This is a genomic window from Pacificibacter marinus, from assembly GCF_018860505.1.
Lineage (GTDB): Bacteria > Pseudomonadota > Alphaproteobacteria > Rhodobacterales > Rhodobacteraceae > Celeribacter > Celeribacter marinus_B.
Window position 1 is genome coordinate 190,990 of record NZ_JAHKPU010000020.1, and the last position, 16,499, is coordinate 207,488.

The 16,499-nt window shown below is 48.6% G+C and carries 18 protein-coding genes; 8 read left to right on the top strand and 10 right to left on the bottom strand.

Translation table 11 applies throughout. From position 1 onward, the window contains the following. The first annotated feature begins 2 nt into the window (after window positions 1-2). Window positions 3-1,154 (top strand): radical SAM family heme chaperone HemW, encoded by a 1,152-nt coding sequence (gene hemW / locus KO503_RS08660; RefSeq protein WP_215991146.1) that lies wholly within the window; start codon window positions 3-5, stop codon window positions 1,152-1,154. Between the two features lie 3 nt (window positions 1,155-1,157). Here hemW and KO503_RS08665 read toward each other — a convergent pair whose 3' ends face one another. From KO503_RS08665 to hemJ, 7 genes are all read right to left on the bottom strand, one after another. Beyond that, window positions 1,158-2,072, bottom strand: coding sequence for a ParB/RepB/Spo0J family partition protein (locus KO503_RS08665; RefSeq protein ID WP_215991147.1), 915 nt, complete (start codon window positions 2,070-2,072; stop codon window positions 1,158-1,160). A gap of 4 nt (window positions 2,073-2,076) precedes the next feature. After that, window positions 2,077-2,874 carry a ParA family protein gene (locus KO503_RS08670; protein ID WP_215991148.1) on the bottom strand — a complete coding sequence of 266 codons (798 nt, stop codon included), beginning with the start codon at window positions 2,872-2,874 and terminating at the stop codon, window positions 2,077-2,079. Next, the gene (rsmG, locus tag KO503_RS08675; RefSeq protein ID WP_215991149.1) at window positions 2,867-3,484 is read right to left on the bottom strand and encodes a 16S rRNA (guanine(527)-N(7))-methyltransferase RsmG; all 618 of its coding nucleotides are present in this window, start codon (window positions 3,482-3,484) and stop codon (window positions 2,867-2,869) included. Before rsmG ends, KO503_RS08670 begins: the two co-directional genes overlap by 8 nt. Continuing rightward, complete coding sequence (gene mnmG, locus KO503_RS08680; protein WP_215991150.1) at window positions 3,481-5,364, bottom strand: tRNA uridine-5-carboxymethylaminomethyl(34) synthesis enzyme MnmG; 1,884 nt, start codon at window positions 5,362-5,364, stop codon at window positions 3,481-3,483. The genes rsmG and mnmG overlap by 4 nt, the downstream gene beginning before the upstream one ends. A 15-nt stretch (window positions 5,365-5,379) precedes the next feature. Beyond that, window positions 5,380-6,669: a tRNA uridine-5-carboxymethylaminomethyl(34) synthesis GTPase MnmE gene (gene mnmE / locus KO503_RS08685; RefSeq protein WP_215991151.1), complete on the bottom strand. Its 1,290-nt coding sequence runs from the start codon at window positions 6,667-6,669 to the stop codon at window positions 5,380-5,382. 25 nt (window positions 6,670-6,694) lie between these two features. Beyond that, on the bottom strand, window positions 6,695-7,966 hold the full coding sequence (rho, locus tag KO503_RS08690; RefSeq protein ID WP_215991152.1) for a transcription termination factor Rho: 1,272 nt from the start codon (window positions 7,964-7,966) through the stop codon (window positions 6,695-6,697). Window positions 7,967-8,088: 122 nt separating this feature from the next. Further along, window positions 8,089-8,541 carry a protoporphyrinogen oxidase HemJ gene (hemJ, locus tag KO503_RS08695; RefSeq protein WP_215991153.1) on the bottom strand — a complete coding sequence of 151 codons (453 nt, stop codon included), beginning with the start codon at window positions 8,539-8,541 and terminating at the stop codon, window positions 8,089-8,091. 409 nt (window positions 8,542-8,950) lie between these two features. On the opposite strand from hemJ, the gene KO503_RS08700 reads away from it, so the two are divergent. The 4 genes from KO503_RS08700 to dnaQ are packed head-to-tail and all read left to right on the top strand — an operon-like array spanning window position 8,951 to window position 11,715. Next, window positions 8,951-9,550 carry a Maf family protein gene (locus KO503_RS08700; RefSeq protein WP_215991154.1) on the top strand — a complete coding sequence of 200 codons (600 nt, stop codon included), beginning with the start codon at window positions 8,951-8,953 and terminating at the stop codon, window positions 9,548-9,550. Beyond that, window positions 9,547-10,377 carry a shikimate dehydrogenase gene (locus KO503_RS08705; protein WP_215991155.1) on the top strand — a complete coding sequence of 277 codons (831 nt, stop codon included), beginning with the start codon at window positions 9,547-9,549 and terminating at the stop codon, window positions 10,375-10,377. The genes KO503_RS08700 and KO503_RS08705 overlap by 4 nt, the downstream gene beginning before the upstream one ends. Continuing rightward, window positions 10,374-10,988: a dephospho-CoA kinase gene (coaE, locus tag KO503_RS08710; protein WP_215991156.1), complete on the top strand. Its 615-nt coding sequence runs from the start codon at window positions 10,374-10,376 to the stop codon at window positions 10,986-10,988. The genes KO503_RS08705 and coaE overlap by 4 nt, the downstream gene beginning before the upstream one ends. Continuing rightward, window positions 10,981-11,715 (top strand): DNA polymerase III subunit epsilon, encoded by a 735-nt coding sequence (gene dnaQ, locus KO503_RS08715; protein WP_215991157.1) that lies wholly within the window; start codon window positions 10,981-10,983, stop codon window positions 11,713-11,715. The genes coaE and dnaQ overlap by 8 nt, the downstream gene beginning before the upstream one ends. 9 nt (window positions 11,716-11,724) lie before the next feature. Here the strand turns inward: dnaQ and secB are convergent, their stop codons facing one another. Both secB and KO503_RS08725 read right to left on the bottom strand, forming a co-directional pair. Beyond that, window positions 11,725-12,228 (bottom strand): protein-export chaperone SecB, encoded by a 504-nt coding sequence (gene secB, locus KO503_RS08720; RefSeq protein WP_215991158.1) that lies wholly within the window; start codon window positions 12,226-12,228, stop codon window positions 11,725-11,727. 58 nt (window positions 12,229-12,286) lie between these two features. Continuing rightward, window positions 12,287-12,796: an FxsA family protein gene (locus tag KO503_RS08725; RefSeq protein WP_215991159.1), complete on the bottom strand. Its 510-nt coding sequence runs from the start codon at window positions 12,794-12,796 to the stop codon at window positions 12,287-12,289. A 106-nt stretch (window positions 12,797-12,902) separates the two neighbouring features. On the opposite strand from KO503_RS08725, the gene KO503_RS08730 reads away from it, so the two are divergent. Genes KO503_RS08730 through KO503_RS08740 form a run of 3 tightly spaced genes read left to right on the top strand, consistent with a single transcriptional unit; the run spans window position 12,903 to window position 15,225 of the window. Then, a complete protein-coding gene (locus KO503_RS08730; protein ID WP_215991160.1) occupies window positions 12,903-13,562 on the top strand; it encodes a Tim44/TimA family putative adaptor protein in 660 nt (219 codons plus the stop codon). Next, complete coding sequence (gene mltA / locus KO503_RS08735) at window positions 13,559-14,602, top strand: murein transglycosylase A (protein WP_215991161.1); 1,044 nt, start codon at window positions 13,559-13,561, stop codon at window positions 14,600-14,602. Before KO503_RS08730 ends, mltA begins: the two co-directional genes overlap by 4 nt. Then, a complete protein-coding gene (locus KO503_RS08740) occupies window positions 14,599-15,225 on the top strand; it encodes a Smr/MutS family protein (RefSeq protein WP_215991162.1) in 627 nt (208 codons plus the stop codon). Before mltA ends, KO503_RS08740 begins: the two co-directional genes overlap by 4 nt. Here KO503_RS08740 and KO503_RS08745 read toward each other — a convergent pair. Then, a complete protein-coding gene (locus tag KO503_RS08745; protein ID WP_215991163.1) occupies window positions 15,204-16,427 on the bottom strand; it encodes an MFS transporter in 1,224 nt (407 codons plus the stop codon). The two genes, KO503_RS08740 and KO503_RS08745, sit on opposite strands and share 22 nt — an antisense overlap. Between the last annotated feature and the right edge of the window lie 72 nt (window positions 16,428-16,499).

Consider the following 16,499-nt stretch of genomic DNA (forward strand, 5'->3'; position numbering starts at 1 on the left):
TCATGGAAGATTGGCAAAACGGTGGCTTTGGCCTCTATATTCACTGGCCGTTTTGCAAAGCAAAGTGCCCATATTGTGATTTCAACTCGCATGTTTCAAACACGATAAACGAGGCCGACTGGCAAATTGCGTATCTGTCAGAAATTGACCGAGTTGCGACCCTAACCCATGGTAGGTTACTCAATTCTGTATTTTTTGGCGGCGGCACACCTTCACTTATGTCTCCCGAATTGATTGCAGCGATATTGGAGCACATTCAAAGCCGTTGGACGCTGGCAAATGATTGCGAAATTTCACTAGAGGCAAATCCCACCTCAGTTGAGGCTGGACGCTTTCGCGGCTATCGCGATGCTGGCGTCAATCGCCTATCTATGGGCATTCAATCCCTTCACGAAAATGACCTTAAAGCTTTGGGACGACTTCATTCTGTCGAAGATGCACGTAAAGCATTTGATATCGCAAGAGATTCATTTGATCGCATTAGCTTTGATCTAATTTACGCTCGCCAGCAGCAAACCTTGGATGATTGGAAAATCGAACTCAAAGAAGCACTCGATATGGCCGTCGATCACCTATCGCTGTATCAGCTCACAATCGAAGAAGGTACAGCTTTTGGTGATCGCTACAGCCGCGGTAAGTTAAGCGGCCTACCGACAGAAGACACCGCGACAGACATGTATTTCGCCACGCAAGAAATTTGCGACGCAGCGGGTATGCGTGCCTATGAAGTCTCTAATCATGCTCAAAAAGGTTCTGAAAGTCGCCACAATGAAATCTATTGGCGATATGGCGATTACGCGGGTATCGGGCCCGGTGCACATGGCCGCCTCACCATAGACGGCCAAAGATATGCAACAGATACACCGCTATCCCCTGCCCTTTGGCTTGAAAAAGTTCGCAAAACGGGTTCTGGCGAAGGCACCTGTACCAGACTTCCTGCAGATGAACAGCTGACAGAGTTTTTATTGATGGGTCTTCGCCTCTCTGAAGGCATTGATCTTGAGCGTGCGTCAGCTCTACAAGGGCACCCTTTTATAATTCAAAACAAATATTTGAGTGAGGATGGCTTGATCACTACAGAAAACGGGCACCTTTCGGTTACTCCAAAAGGTCGCCCGCTGTTAAACGCTATTTTGCGAGAGCTTATTCCTTAACCCTTAAAGGCCGCGCGACAGAATTTGGCACAACGCATCTAAATCATCTAAGTCTTTGTATGATATAGATAATATGCCACTCTCAGTTCCAGGTTTATGCGCAATACTGATGCTCATCCCAATGGCGGCAGATAGGTCTCCTTCAAGTGCTCGCGTGTCGGCGTCTTTTTCACTGGCAGGCTTAGTGGCGCGGGCCTTTGGTGCTGACGGCGACTTTTCCTGCTTCGCAAGCTTCTCAGTATCCCGAACAGACAGGCCTTTTTTGACCGCAATACGCGCCAAATCAGACGGGTTTTCTGAGGTGATTAAAGCGCGTGCATGTCCAGCAGATAAATCACCAGACACAACAAAATTCTGTACGTCATCAGGCAACTGCAAAAGACGCATCAAATTCGCGATATGACTGCGACTTTTACCCAAAGCTTCGGCAAGCTTTTCCTGAGTATGACCAAATTTTTCCATCAACTGCTTATAGCCGGCAGCCTCCTCAATCGAATTCAGATCTGCACGCTGAATATTCTCGATGATAGCGACTTCAAGCACTTCGATATCATCATATTCGCGCACAATAATAGGAATATCATGACGCTTAGCCAACTGAGACGCTCGCCAGCGACGCTCGCCAGCGACAATTTCAAAATTTCCGTCGACTCGAGGGCTCGGACGAACGATCAGAGGTTGGATAACACCTTTCTCACGAATAGAATTGGCAAGATCATCCAAATCCTCTTGAACAAATTGACGACGCGGCTGGTCTGGATTAGGCTCGACACACTCGATCGGCACAATCATATCTGCGCGGCGCGCACCACTTTCACTATCGACAACAACGGGATCGTTGGGAATATCTGCCATCAGGGCCGAAAGTCCTCTACCCAAACCGCGTGGTTTATTTAATTTTTTGGGTGATTGGGACATGCCATTAACTCCGTTTACTCAGCAATTCGACCGCCAAAGCACGATAGGCCTGGCTGCCTTTTGAATTTGTATCATAGTCCAAAACAGACAAAGCATAAGAGGGCGCTTCACTGATCCGTACATTTCGCGGGATCACCGTCTCAAATACCAAATCTTGCAAATTATCACGGGCATCTTGCTCGACTTGACGTGAAAGGTTGTTCCTTTGATCATACATTGTCAAAACCACACCCTCAATTCTAAGCGTTGGATTGGCCGTTTGCCGGACCTCTCGCACAGTCAACATCAATTGCGACAGCCCCTCTAGCGCAAAAAATTCACTTTGCAGAGGTACAAGCACCGAATCCGCTGCAACCATAGCATTTACTGTCAACAAACTTAAAGATGGAGGGCAATCGATCAGGATATAATCCAGAGCATATCCATCTATCGCATGTTGACGCAAAGCATCGTGCAGCAAAAAACTACGTTTTTCATTGGCAACCATTTCGATATCAGCAGACGATAAATCAATCGTCGCAGGCGTAACATATAGACCTTCAGTATGACATAACTGAATGATTTCAGCCAAATCGACATCCCCCATGATCAAATCATAGGTGGTTCGGTCTCTCTGATCAGGTTCAACTCCAAGCCCTGTCGACGCGTTACCTTGAGGATCTAAATCCACCACCAAAACGCGCATCCCTAACTCGACAAGAGCAGCAGCAAGGTTGATAGTTGTTGTGGTTTTACCAACACCACCCTTTTGGTTTGCAACCGCTATAATTTTTGGTGATTGTGGGCGCGTAGGATCAGACACGTTGTATATTTCCTATTTTCAAAACGACCGAATTTGAACCTGTTATACTTTGGTGCTCTTCACAGTCAAACCGCCAATTTTCTTGAGCCTTTATAAACTCAGACTTGTAGTTCTCGCCTTTTGGAAACAGTGCTACACCATTTTTTTGCAAATGAGGCGCAGAGAATTCAAGAAGTTTATCCAATGAGGCAAGAGCCCGCGCAGACATAACATCTGCGGCAAAAGAGTCCATTTTTTCAATGCGTTCAGAATGAACTTGAACACGTACCGCAGCCTCTCGTGCGACGCTTCGCAAAAACGTCGCCTTTCGCATATCAGATTCAACCAGATGAAATTCAGTATTTGGTGATTTTTCCGCGCAAATCATCGCGCAGACCATACCAGGAAAACCTCCACCCGAGCCTATATCAACCCAAGTTTTTACACCTTCAGGCATAAGTGAAAACACTTGAGCCGAGTCAATGAAATGCCTGTTTCGAAGGTCTGCGATTGAAGACTTCGAAACCAGATTAATCACCGGATTCCATTTTTTGAGAAGTACCTCATATATTGAGAGGCGATCAAATGTTTCACGTGAAACATCCAGTCCAAAATCATCTGCTGTACTCATTCGTTAGAAACCTTTTTGCGATTGATCTGACGAAGTCGCGCCAGAATAAGCGTGCAGGCTGCTGGTGTCATACCCTCGACCCGAGAGGCCTGACCAATAGTCTGAGGGCGTACAACAACCAGTTTTGAACGGAGTTCATTTGAAAGACCTTTTAGATCCTTATAGTCAAAATCATCAGGAATTTCATGGGCTTCGTCTCGCCTCATCTTTTCAACATCGCGATTCTGGCGTTCAATATAATTGGCATAAAGTGCATCACAAGACAGCTGCGTTTGAATATCTGGGCGAACATCAGCAAAGGAAGCATCCAGCATTATCAAATTGGAGAAGCTAACATCTGGAAAAGACAAAATTTCGAAAGCACTGCGTCGGTTTCCATCAAAGCTGACCTTTATACCCGCTTTTTGCATTTCTTTGGGTGGAAATTTTGTCTTCTCAAGATATGATTTAGCGGACGACAATAATTCCATTTTGTCCTGAAAGGCATGTTTTCGATCGTTACTGATCAATCCCAGATCAATCCCTAACGGTGTAAGTCGCTGATCTGCGTTATCGGCTCTCAACGTCAAGCGAAACTCAGCACGCGATGTAAACATGCGATAAGGTTCAGAAACACCGCGTGTGATCAAATCGTCTATCATTACGCCGATATAGGATTGAGACCGGCTGAACAACACTTGCTCTGAACCCGCAGAGAGCTTGGCAGCATTCAAGCCTGCGACGAGGCCTTGCGCTGCGGCCTCTTCATATCCGGTTGTGCCGTTAATCTGGCCAGCTAAAAATAAGCCTGGGACATCACGCAATTCTAACGTTGGGCGCAGTGCTCTCGGATCAACATAGTCATATTCAATAGCATATCCTGGCTGAAGAATTTTAACATTTTCTAGACCGACAATAGATTGCACATAGGCTTCTTGAACATCCACGGGTAAAGAAGTTGAAATTCCGTTTGGGTAAACAGTATCATCGTCAAGTCCTTCCGGCTCAAGAAAAATTTGATGCGATGTCTTATCAGAAAAACGAACAACCTTATCTTCGATCGATGGACAATAACGTGGGCCAACACCATCTATATGACCGCCATACATCGCGGATTTGTCGAGGTTTGACCGAATAATGTCGTGTGTGGCTTCATTTGTGTGGGTAATGCCACAAGACACCTGACGCGCAAGCGGTTTAGTGTTCAAAAATGAAAACATCACCGGTTCATCATCGCCAGGTTGATCTTCGAGAATATCCCAATTGATCGTTTTACTGCTCAAACGTGGGGGAGTGCCTGTTTTAAGGCGACCCATTGGAAGACCAAATCCGTATAAGCGATCCGCAAGTGCAATGGACGGTTTATCTCCCATGCGCCCGCCTGAATGATGAACATCGCCAATGTGTATGATCCCATTCAAAAACGTTCCAGTGGTCAAAACAACAGCACCGGAAACCAGTGTAGCACCATCACCAAGAACAACACCACAAACGCGAGCACCATCCATGACAAGGTCTGTCACTTCGCTTTCAACGATCGACAGGTTTGGTGTGTTAGACAGCTCTGCCAACATTTCAGTGCGGTAAATTTTTCGATCTGCTTGTGCCCGAGGCCCCTGCACCGCTGGACCTTTGCGGCGATTGAGTAAGCGATATTGGATGCCAGCCTTATCAGCTATACGCGCCATAACCCCATCAAGTGCATCGACTTCGCGCACCAAATGACCTTTTCCAAGCCCGCCAATAGCTGGATTACACGACATAACCCCAATGTTTCCAATTTTTAGCGTTACAAGCGCTGTTTTTGCACCCGTGCGCGCTGCTGCGGCAGCTGCATCAGCACCGGCATGACCGCCGCCAACGACAATGACATCAAAATCTCGTTGTTTCACGTGAAACATTCCTTAAGTCTACGGTTACTTACCGATGCAAAAACTTGAAAAAATCTCATCCAAAAGATTTTCAACATCAACACGGCCTACCAAAGCATCAAGAGCACGAATCGCTGTACGCATATCCTCGGCTGCAAGTTCAGCACGTTCTGCACCCATCAGTACTTCATTTTTTGCCGAATCCAAAGTGGACAAAGCCGTCATCATCGAAATTCTATGGCGCTCGCGTGTGGCAGTCGAAGCTCCAGAAGCCATAGAGGACAGGCGATTTGAGATGAATGCAACCAAAGCATCGACCCCCTGCCCTGACTGACCAGACACCGACAAATCAGATTCTACACCAGTATCATCTTTACCGATCACAACAAGATCACCCTCTTTTGGTGTGATCTCGGGCTTAGCGCCAGCGAATGGAATTAAGATCACACGCAAATCCGCAACCTCTGCGCGTTCTTTTGCACGAGCAATGCCAACTGTTTCAACAACGTCAGTAGTATCGCGTAACCCAGCAGTATCAAGCAAAGTCACTGGCAATCCGACTAAATCCATCCGCACTTCAATAACATCGCGTGTGGTACCCGCAACTTCGGATGTGATTGCAGCTTCTCGACCTGCCAGAGCATTCAATAAAGTGGATTTCCCGACATTAGGTGGACCAACGATAGCGACCTCAAACCCTTCACGGATACGTTCTGAAATACGCACGCCGGAGACTTCGGCTTCAAGTTCCAGCATGACAGCTGCTAAGAGTTCAAGAACCTCAGGCGAAACATCAACGGGGACTTCTTCATCGGCAAAATCAATTGTGGCTTCGATCAAAGCAGCCGCGCGGATCAAGGATGTGCGCCACCCAGAGGCCTTGTCACCCAAAGCACCAGACAAAACTCGCATAGCTTGTTTACGCTGCGCCTCTGTTTCAGATTCGATCAAGTCTGAAAGACCTTCGACTTGAGCCAAGTCTAGGCGTTCATTTTCAAGCGCGCGACGGGTGAATTCGCCCGCATCCGCCATACGCATCCCATCAAATTTTGACAGCACTTCCAGCACAGATTTAACGATGGCGATGGAGCCGTGCAATTGCAGTTCCGCGCTTTGTTCGCCCGTAAAGGACGCGTCAGTTTCAAAGCAAATCACCAAGGCTTTATCTAGAATATCGCCTTGATCATCCCTCAGCGTACGAAGCGACGCATGGCGTGCTTTCGGGATAGACCCTGTAAGTTTTTCGACAGCCCAAAACGCAAGAGGTCCGGAAATCCGGACCACTGCTACGCCTGCTTTACCGCGGGCGGATGCGAGAGCATAAATCGTATCCATAGGCTAACCCATTGATAATTAAATGTTATGCGTTCATCGAATCGAAGAATTCTGCATTAGATTTTGTTTGTTTGAGCTTGGAGATCAAGAACTCGATCGCGTCTGTTGTGCCCATCGGGTTCAAAATACGGCGTAGCAAGTAAGTTTTCTGAAGGTCTTTTGAATCCACCAAAAGCTCTTCTTTACGCGTACCTGATTTGAGAATGTCCATCGCAGGGAAGACGCGTTTATCTGCCACTTTCCGGTCCAGAACGATCTCAGAGTTACCCGTGCCTTTGAATTCCTCAAAGATAACCTCATCCATGCGCGAGCCTGTATCGATCAAAGCCGTGGCGATGATGGTTAAAGACCCACCCTCTTCGATGTTACGTGCAGCACCAAAGAAGCGTTTTGGACGTTGTAGAGCATTGGCATCAACACCACCGGTCAAGACCTTACCCGAAGACGGCACTACAGTATTGTAGGCACGCCCTAAACGGGTAATAGAATCGAGCAAGATCACAACATCGCGTTTGTGTTCCACAAGACGCTTGGCTTTCTCGATCACCATTTCACAGACAGCAACGTGACGGGATGCGGGTTCATCAAAGGTCGACGAAATAACTTCGCCATTCACAGACCGCTGCATATCTGTCACCTCTTCTGGGCGCTCATCGATCAACAACACGATCAAATAACACTCAGGGTGATTAATCCCGATAGAGGACGCGATATTTTGCAGCAGAACCGTTTTACCTGTGCGCGGCGGCGCAACAATCAAAGACCGCTGACCTTTACCAATCGGCGCAACAAGATCGATGATCCGAGCTGAGCGATCCTTTAAAGTCGGATCTTGGATTTCCATGTTCAAACGCTCTTCAGGGTAGAGCGGTGTCAGGTTATCAAAGTTGATTTTGTGGCGGGTTTTTTCAGGCTCTTCAAAGTTGATCTGCGTGATGCTGATCATCGTAAAGTAACGCTCATTATCGTTTGGCGATTGCATCAAACCTTCGACGGTATCACCAGTGCGCATACCAAATTGGCGGATGATTTCGGGTGAAACGTAGATATCGTCTGGCCCAGGCAGATAGTTTGCCTCAGGAGAACGCAAAAAACCAAATCCGTCTTGCAGAACTTCTAAAACACCGTTTCCGGTGATTTCCCAATCTTCCTCAGCCCGCTCTTTGAGGATCGAGAACATCATCTCACCCTTGCGCATGGTGGACGCGTTTTCGATCTCAAGTTCTTCAGCCATAGACAGTAAGTCTTTTGGTGTTTTGGCTTTAAGATCAGAGAGATTGAGGGAATTTACAGTCATCGAGACATCCAAACTATGACCGCCAAGCGATCCGTTTTACAAGTGGTGTGAAATATCCCATGATGCCGGACGGCTGGGATTTAAGGTTCAATAGACATCAAGGTGCCTTGAGTCAATCTTTCTCAGAATGGACGTGCGATAATCATAATAACAATTACGATCATCAATACAGTTGGGACCTCATTCATCAACCTGTATTGCTTGCCCGTCAAACGATTATTGCCAGCAATAAAGTCTTTGCGTCTGTATCCACACCAATGATGAAACCACGACATCACGATCACGCAGGCCGCTTTGATCCATGACCAGCCCGAAGTCCAATCGACAACGCCGGGGGTGAATATCAAGCTCAGCCCAAAGACCCATGTGGAAACAAATGCTGGGTTCATAATTACCTTAAACAGCTTTTTTTCCATATCTTGGAACAGCAGATCGGTTTCACTGCCAATTTCGACGCTTTCAGTATGGCGTACAAACAAACGTGGCAGATAAAAAATACCAGCCATCCAAGCGATCACTGAAATGACGTGAAGCGATTTGGTCCATGGGTATAGGCTTGATAGGAAATCAGTCATCTCATGCACTCCGAATTTCTGTGCCTATCTATATAATAATATAAGAAAGTAAAAAGAGTTGATGTTGTTAGTAGGGCCTGTGGATTGTGTGGATTAATGGCTTATCCCCTTGAGTTTTGCACAAGGAAAATTTTATCTCTTATACGAAAGAAAATTTGGGGATAAATTTACAAAATAACAATTTAACAATCACTTAACATAAATACATCTGGGATTATCCTATGTATAACTCGTGAATCAATAGATTTGCGATATGTCATCCACAGTGATTATTTTTTTTTATCTACTTAGGAAAACATGGGCACGAAAAATACCAAACTGCCGACTTTTCCCGCCCATTTATTCATGACATGGTTATCCCATCAGCCGCCAACACAGTTCACTGCGTCTTTTCCACAGGATCATCAACATGACTAAAACTCTCATTCTGGCGTCAGGTTCGTCCATTCGTCAGACCTTGCTTGCCAATGCAAAGGTATCATTCGATGTAAATGTGCCGCGGATTGATGAAGAAAGCATTAAAGATGCGCTCTTAGCTGAGGGGACACCCCCACGAGACATCGCAGACGCGTTGGCCGAAGGCAAAGCCCGCAAAATATCGATGAAAATGCCTGAAGCCGTCGTGTTAGGTTGTGATCAGGTTTTGTCATTCAGGGGGCGGTTGTTTTCCAAACCCACAACACCCGACGATGCCCGTGAACAGTTGACGGAACTTAATGGCGAACGGCATAAATTGCTGTCTGCTGCCGTTATATATGAAGGTGGTGAGCCCAAATGGCGGCACATCGGCGAAGTCAAACTGCAGATGAAGCAAAATTCTGACGCTTATCTCGACGATTATGTTACGCGCAATTGGAACAGTATTCGCCATTCTGTTGGGGGGTATAAGCTCGAAGAAGAAGGCGTGCGGTTATTTTCACGTATAGACGGGGATCATTTCAATGTTCTAGGTCTGCCTCTATTGGAAATTTTAGGATACTTTGGCCAAACAGGAGTCATTTCATCATGAGCAATAAAATTCCATTGGCTGGCGTGATCGGCTGTCCTATAGCCCACTCCAGATCCCCCGATTTGCACGGATTTTGGCTGAAACGTTACGGAATCAAAGGTCACTATGTGCATCTTGATGTGGCCCAAAACGATTTGGCAGAGGTTTTACGCATGATGCCCAAGATGGGATTTGTCGGTGCCAACGTAACTATTCCCCACAAAGAATCTGTACTCGCGCTTGCTGACATCGTTACAGACCGCGCAGCGCTGATCGGCGCTGCAAATACATTGATTTTTAGGGCTGATGGCAAGCTTCACGCGGATAATACCGATGGATATGGCTTTGTTGAAAACCTGCGATCCAACGCTGATTGGGACCCTAAAGCAGGCCCTGCGGCTATTTTTGGTGCTGGCGGTGCGGCCCGAGCGGTGATTGCATCTTTGCTTGATGTGGGTGTGACTGAAATTCGGCTGTCCAATCGCACGCGGTTGCGATCAGATGGGCTAAAGGCCGAATTTGGCAGCAAAGTAACAGTTTATGAATGGGTTCACGCTGGGAATATGCTTGAGGGCGCTATGACTGTGGTTAACACGACGTCGCTTGGCATGGTGGGTAAGCCTGAATTTAATGTACGGCTGGACGCTTTATCGCCTAAAGCCGTTGTTACTGACCTTGTGTACACGCCACTACGCACCGCGTTTTTAGAAAACGCCGCCAAGAACGGTTGTCAGACTGTTGATGGCTTGGGTATGCTTTTACACCAAGCCGCGCCGGGGTTCGAACGATGGTTTGGCGTGCGCCCAGATGTGGATGATGAAACCCGCCATGTGCTGCTGACCGAATGAGAGATTCACAGCCGATTGTGATTGGGCTGACGGGGTCCATCGGGATGGGAAAATCTACCACGGCTGAGATGTTCAAAGCCGAGGGTGTACCTGTTTGGGATGCTGATAGTACCGTGCACAGGCTGTATTCCAGTGACGCGGGCGCCATTGCGGCAATTTCCAAAATTTGTCCCAAAGCCACCACAAGCGGCATCGTTGATCGTGAAATACTTAAAGATTGGATCAAGAAAACGCCGATGGGTTTGCAACAGCTTGAACAGATTGTGCACCCTTTGGTCGCGCAAGACAGGCAGAAGTTTTTAGAGACAAATCCCGCCCAAATTATCGTTTTAGATGTGCCTTTGTTGTTTGAAACAGGGTTGAACACATCTGTTGATTTTGTTGTCGTGGTGTCCGTACCCGCTGACGTTCAGCGCGCTCGCGTCTTGGCGCGATCCAATATGACAGTGGCGCAATTTGAATCGATTTTGGCAAAACAAATCCCAGATGCCGATAAGCGCGCACAGGCCGATTTTGTCATCGACACATCGTCAATTGATATGGCCAAAGCGGCCGTCCTAGAGATATTGAATACAGTCAGGTCCAACCAGCAGGAGACACCAGATGCGTGAAATCGTTCTTGATACGGAAACCACAGGGTTTGATCCGCTGACGGGCGACCGTTTGGTTGAAATCGGTGCTATTGAACTGGACAATCATCTCGCAACTGGGCGCACCTATCACCAATATATAAATCCGAAACGCACCATGCCCGCAGGGGCTTTTGGTGTGCATGGGATTGGTCCTGACATTTTGGAGCCGCCCCGCCCTGCACGCGCAGATGAAGTGACCTTGCTGGACAAGCCTGTGTTCAAAGAGATCGCGCAAGATTTCTTGGATTTTATTGGTGATAGCACTTTGGTGATCCACAACGCGGCTTTTGATATTAAATTCTTGAATGCAGAATTAAAAACCGCAGGGTTGCGCCAAATTCCATGGGAACAAGCGCTGGATACACTCGCAATTGCACGCAAAAAATTCCCCGGATCGCCTGCCACCCTTGATGCGTTGTGTCGTCGGTTCCACATCGATAGCTCTAGCCGTACATTGCACGGCGCTTTGCTCGATTCCGAAATTTTGGCTGAGGTTTATCTTGAGCTGATCGGCGGGCGTCAACCTGATTTGGTTCTGGCACCTGAACCCAAAGGCGACAAGGCCTCGCAAGATTTGCAGGCGTCACAACAGTGGCGTCCTAAACGGCGCGAGGTCGCCCTGCCCTCACGGCTGACAGATGAAGAAGCCGCCGCCCATGCAGCCTTTGTAGAGGCGATGGGCGACGGTGCGTTGTGGACAAAATAGGGTTAGCTATTAGTTAACAGGCGCATCTGCTGGGGCTGCGGCTTTTTGAGCTTCGGCACGGCGCAGCATGTCTTGGCGATACAACGCCACAAAATCGATTGTGTCGAGGTTCAGCGGCGGGAAACCACCGTCGCGTGTCAGGTCGTGAACGACGCGACGTGTGAACGGGAACAGCATACGTGGGCATTCGATCATCAAGAACGGGTGCATCTGCGCGTCTGGCACATTTTCGATAAGGAAAATACCGGCGTAATCCAGTTCAAGAATGAACAGTGTCTCACCAGTTTCCGTTTCGGATTTCACGTTCAATTTGATCGCAACTTCAAACTGATTTTCCGCACCTTCGCGTTTTTTCGCATCCAATGCGACCTGAACAGAAATGTTCGGACGGCCTTCAGATTTGATACCCTTTTGCGCAAGAATGTTTTCAAATGACATGTCCCGCACAAATTGGCCTAGAACTTGCATTTTAACTTCTGGTGCTGGAGCAGCTGTTTCACCGGTTTCGGCCATCTGTATATTCCTCAAAAAAACTAAAGTTGCGACTTTGTATCAGGTTGGAAAACGCGGCTCAATGCCGCGTCCAGCCTGAAGGGCCATTATTCTCGATATCCTTGGGCGAAACGGGCTCCCATTCGCCATCTATGGTGTTTGGATCTTGGGTGTTGCCAGGCTGTGTATCGCCAAAGCCTGCATTGCCGCCGCCCATTCCACCACCCATTGTAAAGCTTTGCACTTTGATGCGTTTTTGCAGCTCAACGAACAGTCGCGTGCGAAACGCAGGTATCAACAGTAAAAATCCGACGGCGTCAGTGAAAAAACCTGGCGTCAACAACATCGCGCCAGAGAATAAAATCATCGCGCCATGCGCAAGAGGTTCGCTTGGGTCACGCAATTCACCAAAGGACGACCGCAGCTGCGACAGTGCAATTGCACCTTGTTGTTTGACCAAATAGGTGCCCAAAAATGCGGTCAAAACCACAATAGCCAAGGTCGGGAACAGACCAATGAACCCACCCACTTGAATAAATAGGGCAATTTCAATCACTGGAACGGCAACAAAAAGCGCAAATAACCACATAGGACTTCCTCTCAAATTTCTCGGCACTGGTGGACTTGGCACCATCGACACCCTACATAAGGTCAAAGAGCGGATTTTACTACGTTCTGAAGCAAAAGAGGTATTGATGGGAAGTTCACTGGTCTCGCTTCTGGTTCTGGCCGGAATAGCAATTTTTTTAGTCCTGCGCTTGCGCAATATCCTTGGCACGCGCGATGGATTTGAACAGCCTCGCGTTGATCCGATCGCTGAACCTCAAACGCCCAAACGTCAGTTTGAAGTGATTGAAGGTGGCGCGGATCACGATATCATCGACAACGTTCCCGAAGGCTCGCGTGCTGCGGAAAATCTTTTGGTGCTCAAGCGTAATGAGCCTGATTTCACCGTCTCCGAGTTTTTGACAGGCGCGAGTGCCGCCTATGAAATGATCTTGATGGCGTTTGAAAACGGTGACCTGTCCTCTGTGTCTGATTTCATTTCAGACGATGTTGAAGAAGCATTTCAAGATGTTATAGACAATCGCAAAGAGGCTGGCCTGACAGTGGAGGCCCAGTTTATCGGCCTGCACGAATCCCAAATTATAGATGTTGATTTGGACGAAGCGGCACGCGAAGAAGAAATTAAACTGCGCTTTGTTTCTGAAATCACATCCGTTGCACGCGATGCCGCTGGCGCGATTGTTGAGGGGGATCCCAACAAAGTGAAACGTCAAAAAGACATTTGGACCTTTGCACGCGAGATGGGCAGCAATGACCCCAACTGGCAATTGGTCGCAACCGGCGCATGACGGTTAAGGGGCTGGCAAGCGCTGCATTTGCAGCCGTGTTGGCCCTGTCGGCACCTGCCCAGTGCGAGGACGAGCCTGTGGCAAAAATTCTTTCTTTTTCTGACCTGCAAGGTTGGGATGACGATACTCATCAAGATGCGTTGAATGTTTTTTTAAACACTTGTGACCGCATTAAGGAGCGAGAATGGCCTCAAATCTGCGCTTTGGCGCAAAATCAGTCCAACGCCAAAACATTTTTTGAACTGTTTTTTAAGCCCGTTTTGATTGCGGATGACGCTAAGCCCTTGTTCACGGGATACTTTGAACCCGAACTGTCAGGCTCTCGTGTGCGCACACCCACGTATCGCTATCCTGTTTACGCAATGCCAAGTGATCGCGTGCAATCCAGTCCCTATCATACTCGACGCGATATCGGTGAAGGCGCGCTTGCAGGGCGCGGGCTTGAGATCGCTTGGGTGGATGATCCTGTCGAGCTGTTTTTTTTGCAAATCCAAGGCTCAGGTCGTATTCAATTGACCAATGGCAGTACCATTCGTGTCGGATATGCAGGTCACAATGGCTATCAATACAACTCCATCGGTCAAGAATTGGTGCGCATGGGTGTTTATAATGAACATCAAGTTTCCGCGCAGGTGATCAAAAACTGGGTGCGGCGAAATCCTGTGGATGGGCGGGCGCTTTTGTACAAAAATCCATCCTATGTGTTTTTCAAGGAACTCAAGACACTTAAAGCCTCTTCTGGCCCCATTGGTGCGATGAGCCGCTCGATCACGCCTATGCGCAGCGTCGCTGTTGATCCTGCCTTTGTCACTTTGGGGGCGCCTGTTTGGTTGGAAAAAGATGGCGAAGCCCCACTGCGTCGCTTGATGATCGCCCAAGACACAGGCTCTGCGATTAAAGGCGCACAGCGCGCAGATATATTTTACGGCACAGGCGATAGCGCGGGTGACGTTGCGGGCAGAATTCGCGATACTGGTCGGATGGTGGTCTTGATGCCCATCCAATTGGCCTACGGACTTGAGGAACAGAACGACAGATGACGCGGCGGCGCACAAAAACATTGAGCGACGAAGATCGCTCGCTGTGGGATGAGGTTAAAAAAACCGCCATTCCTTTACGCCCCAATGCGAAACCTGTGAAACATGACATGTCCGTCGTTCCTGTACATCCGGCCCCCAAAGTCATCGAGCGAACAGAGGCAACCAAATCGCTGCACCAGCATATCAAAGAATTTGAATTGGGCAGCAAAGCCAAGCCTGCCAAAATCCGTCACAATTTAATGCCGTCTATTTCCGATGAAATCAGGCAAGCGCCCTTGCAAATGGATCATAAAAAATTCGGCAAAATGCGTCGTGGAAAACTCGCCCCAGAGGCTCGTATCGACCTGCATGGCATGACCATGGCCCAAGCGCACCCTGCCCTGACCAATTTCATTGTCTCATCACATGCGCGGGGATTGCGGCTTGTTTTGGTGATCACCGGTAAGGGCAAAGATCGCGATGATGGCGGTCCTATTCCGACGCGCATCGGCGTGCTGAAAAACCAAACACCGCATTGGCTGCGCTCAGGCCCTTTGCGCCTTCTTGTCATGCAGGTGAACGAGGCACATTTGTCCCATGGTGGTTCAGGCGCTTATTACGTCTACCTTCGGCGAGGCGGGTAACAGCGCGCGCTTCTGGTGCCAAAATAGGCCAAAACGCCTGTCGCTAGAAAATACACCGCATAGACCATCAATTGGGCGTCAAAGGTGATGCCCGCATCCAGCATGGATCCCGATACCGCTGGTCCGATCGCTGAGCCAAGCACAACGATCGCCATGGCTGCCGATTTGATCGATCCGATGAATTGCGTGCCATAATGTTCGGCCCAAAAAGCGCCCACAATAGTCCCTTGCGACCCCATGCCCATGCCTAAAAACACCATCGCGACCCCCGCCATCAGCAAGGTGTCACTTGTGGCAATAATCATGAAACTGATCGCGAAAGGCACAATCATAAAGGGCAGCAACCGCCCTGCGCCCCATTTGTCGACAGCGGCCCCTGCGGCGACATTGAACGTCACAGAACCCAGCGTCAAAATCGGGAACAAGGCTACAAAATCCAACAGCGCCCAACCCTTGGCCTCAGCCAAGGGCACCTGCTGGAAAAAGAGCGCCGTGGCCCATGCGGGCGGGCCAACAATCAGCGGAATGGCCATCCAAAACAACCAGTGTTTCAGCATCCGGTTGCGTGTCCAATGCACACCATTCATACCAAGCGAGGCATAAGATTTCGAAATGGATTGGGGCGTGCGCTCTGTGCGCAACAGCCACATGATCACAGGAATCAGCAAAATCGCCAGCCCTGCAGCCAGAATCCACAGCTCTCGCCAGCCGAAATAAGCCATTAAAGCAACAAAAATAAGTGGATAGACGGCGTTGCCAATCGCAAACCCTAATGAGGCCACAGACAAGGCTCGCCCGCGCGTCGCTTGAAACCAGCGCGCCATGGCGACCATTGCAATATGCCCTGACATGCCTTGGCCAAACAGCCGCAGCACAAAGATCACGCCGACCAAAGCTATGGCGCTAGGTACAAATGACATCGACAAGCAGGCCAGTGCCAGCCCTATCAACACCACAGGTGCCAATTGGCGCACGCGAAACCGATCCGTTAACGTTCCCGCCCAGACCATCGTCGCAGCCGACACCATAGTGCCGATCGCATAAATCCAGCCCCAAGCTGTGTGACTTAAGCCAAATTCGGCGCGAATTTCGCCAGCAAAAACAGATATAAAATACGTTTGCCCATATGACGACGTCAGACACAGCAAAAAGCCGGCCAGCAACCAGCGGGCGTTTTGGATGATAAAATGAATATAGCTCATAGGTCCATGTACGCTTTACCCATGAAAAAGATAGATCAAATCGTCACAGCAAACGGCCTGTGCAGTTTTGAT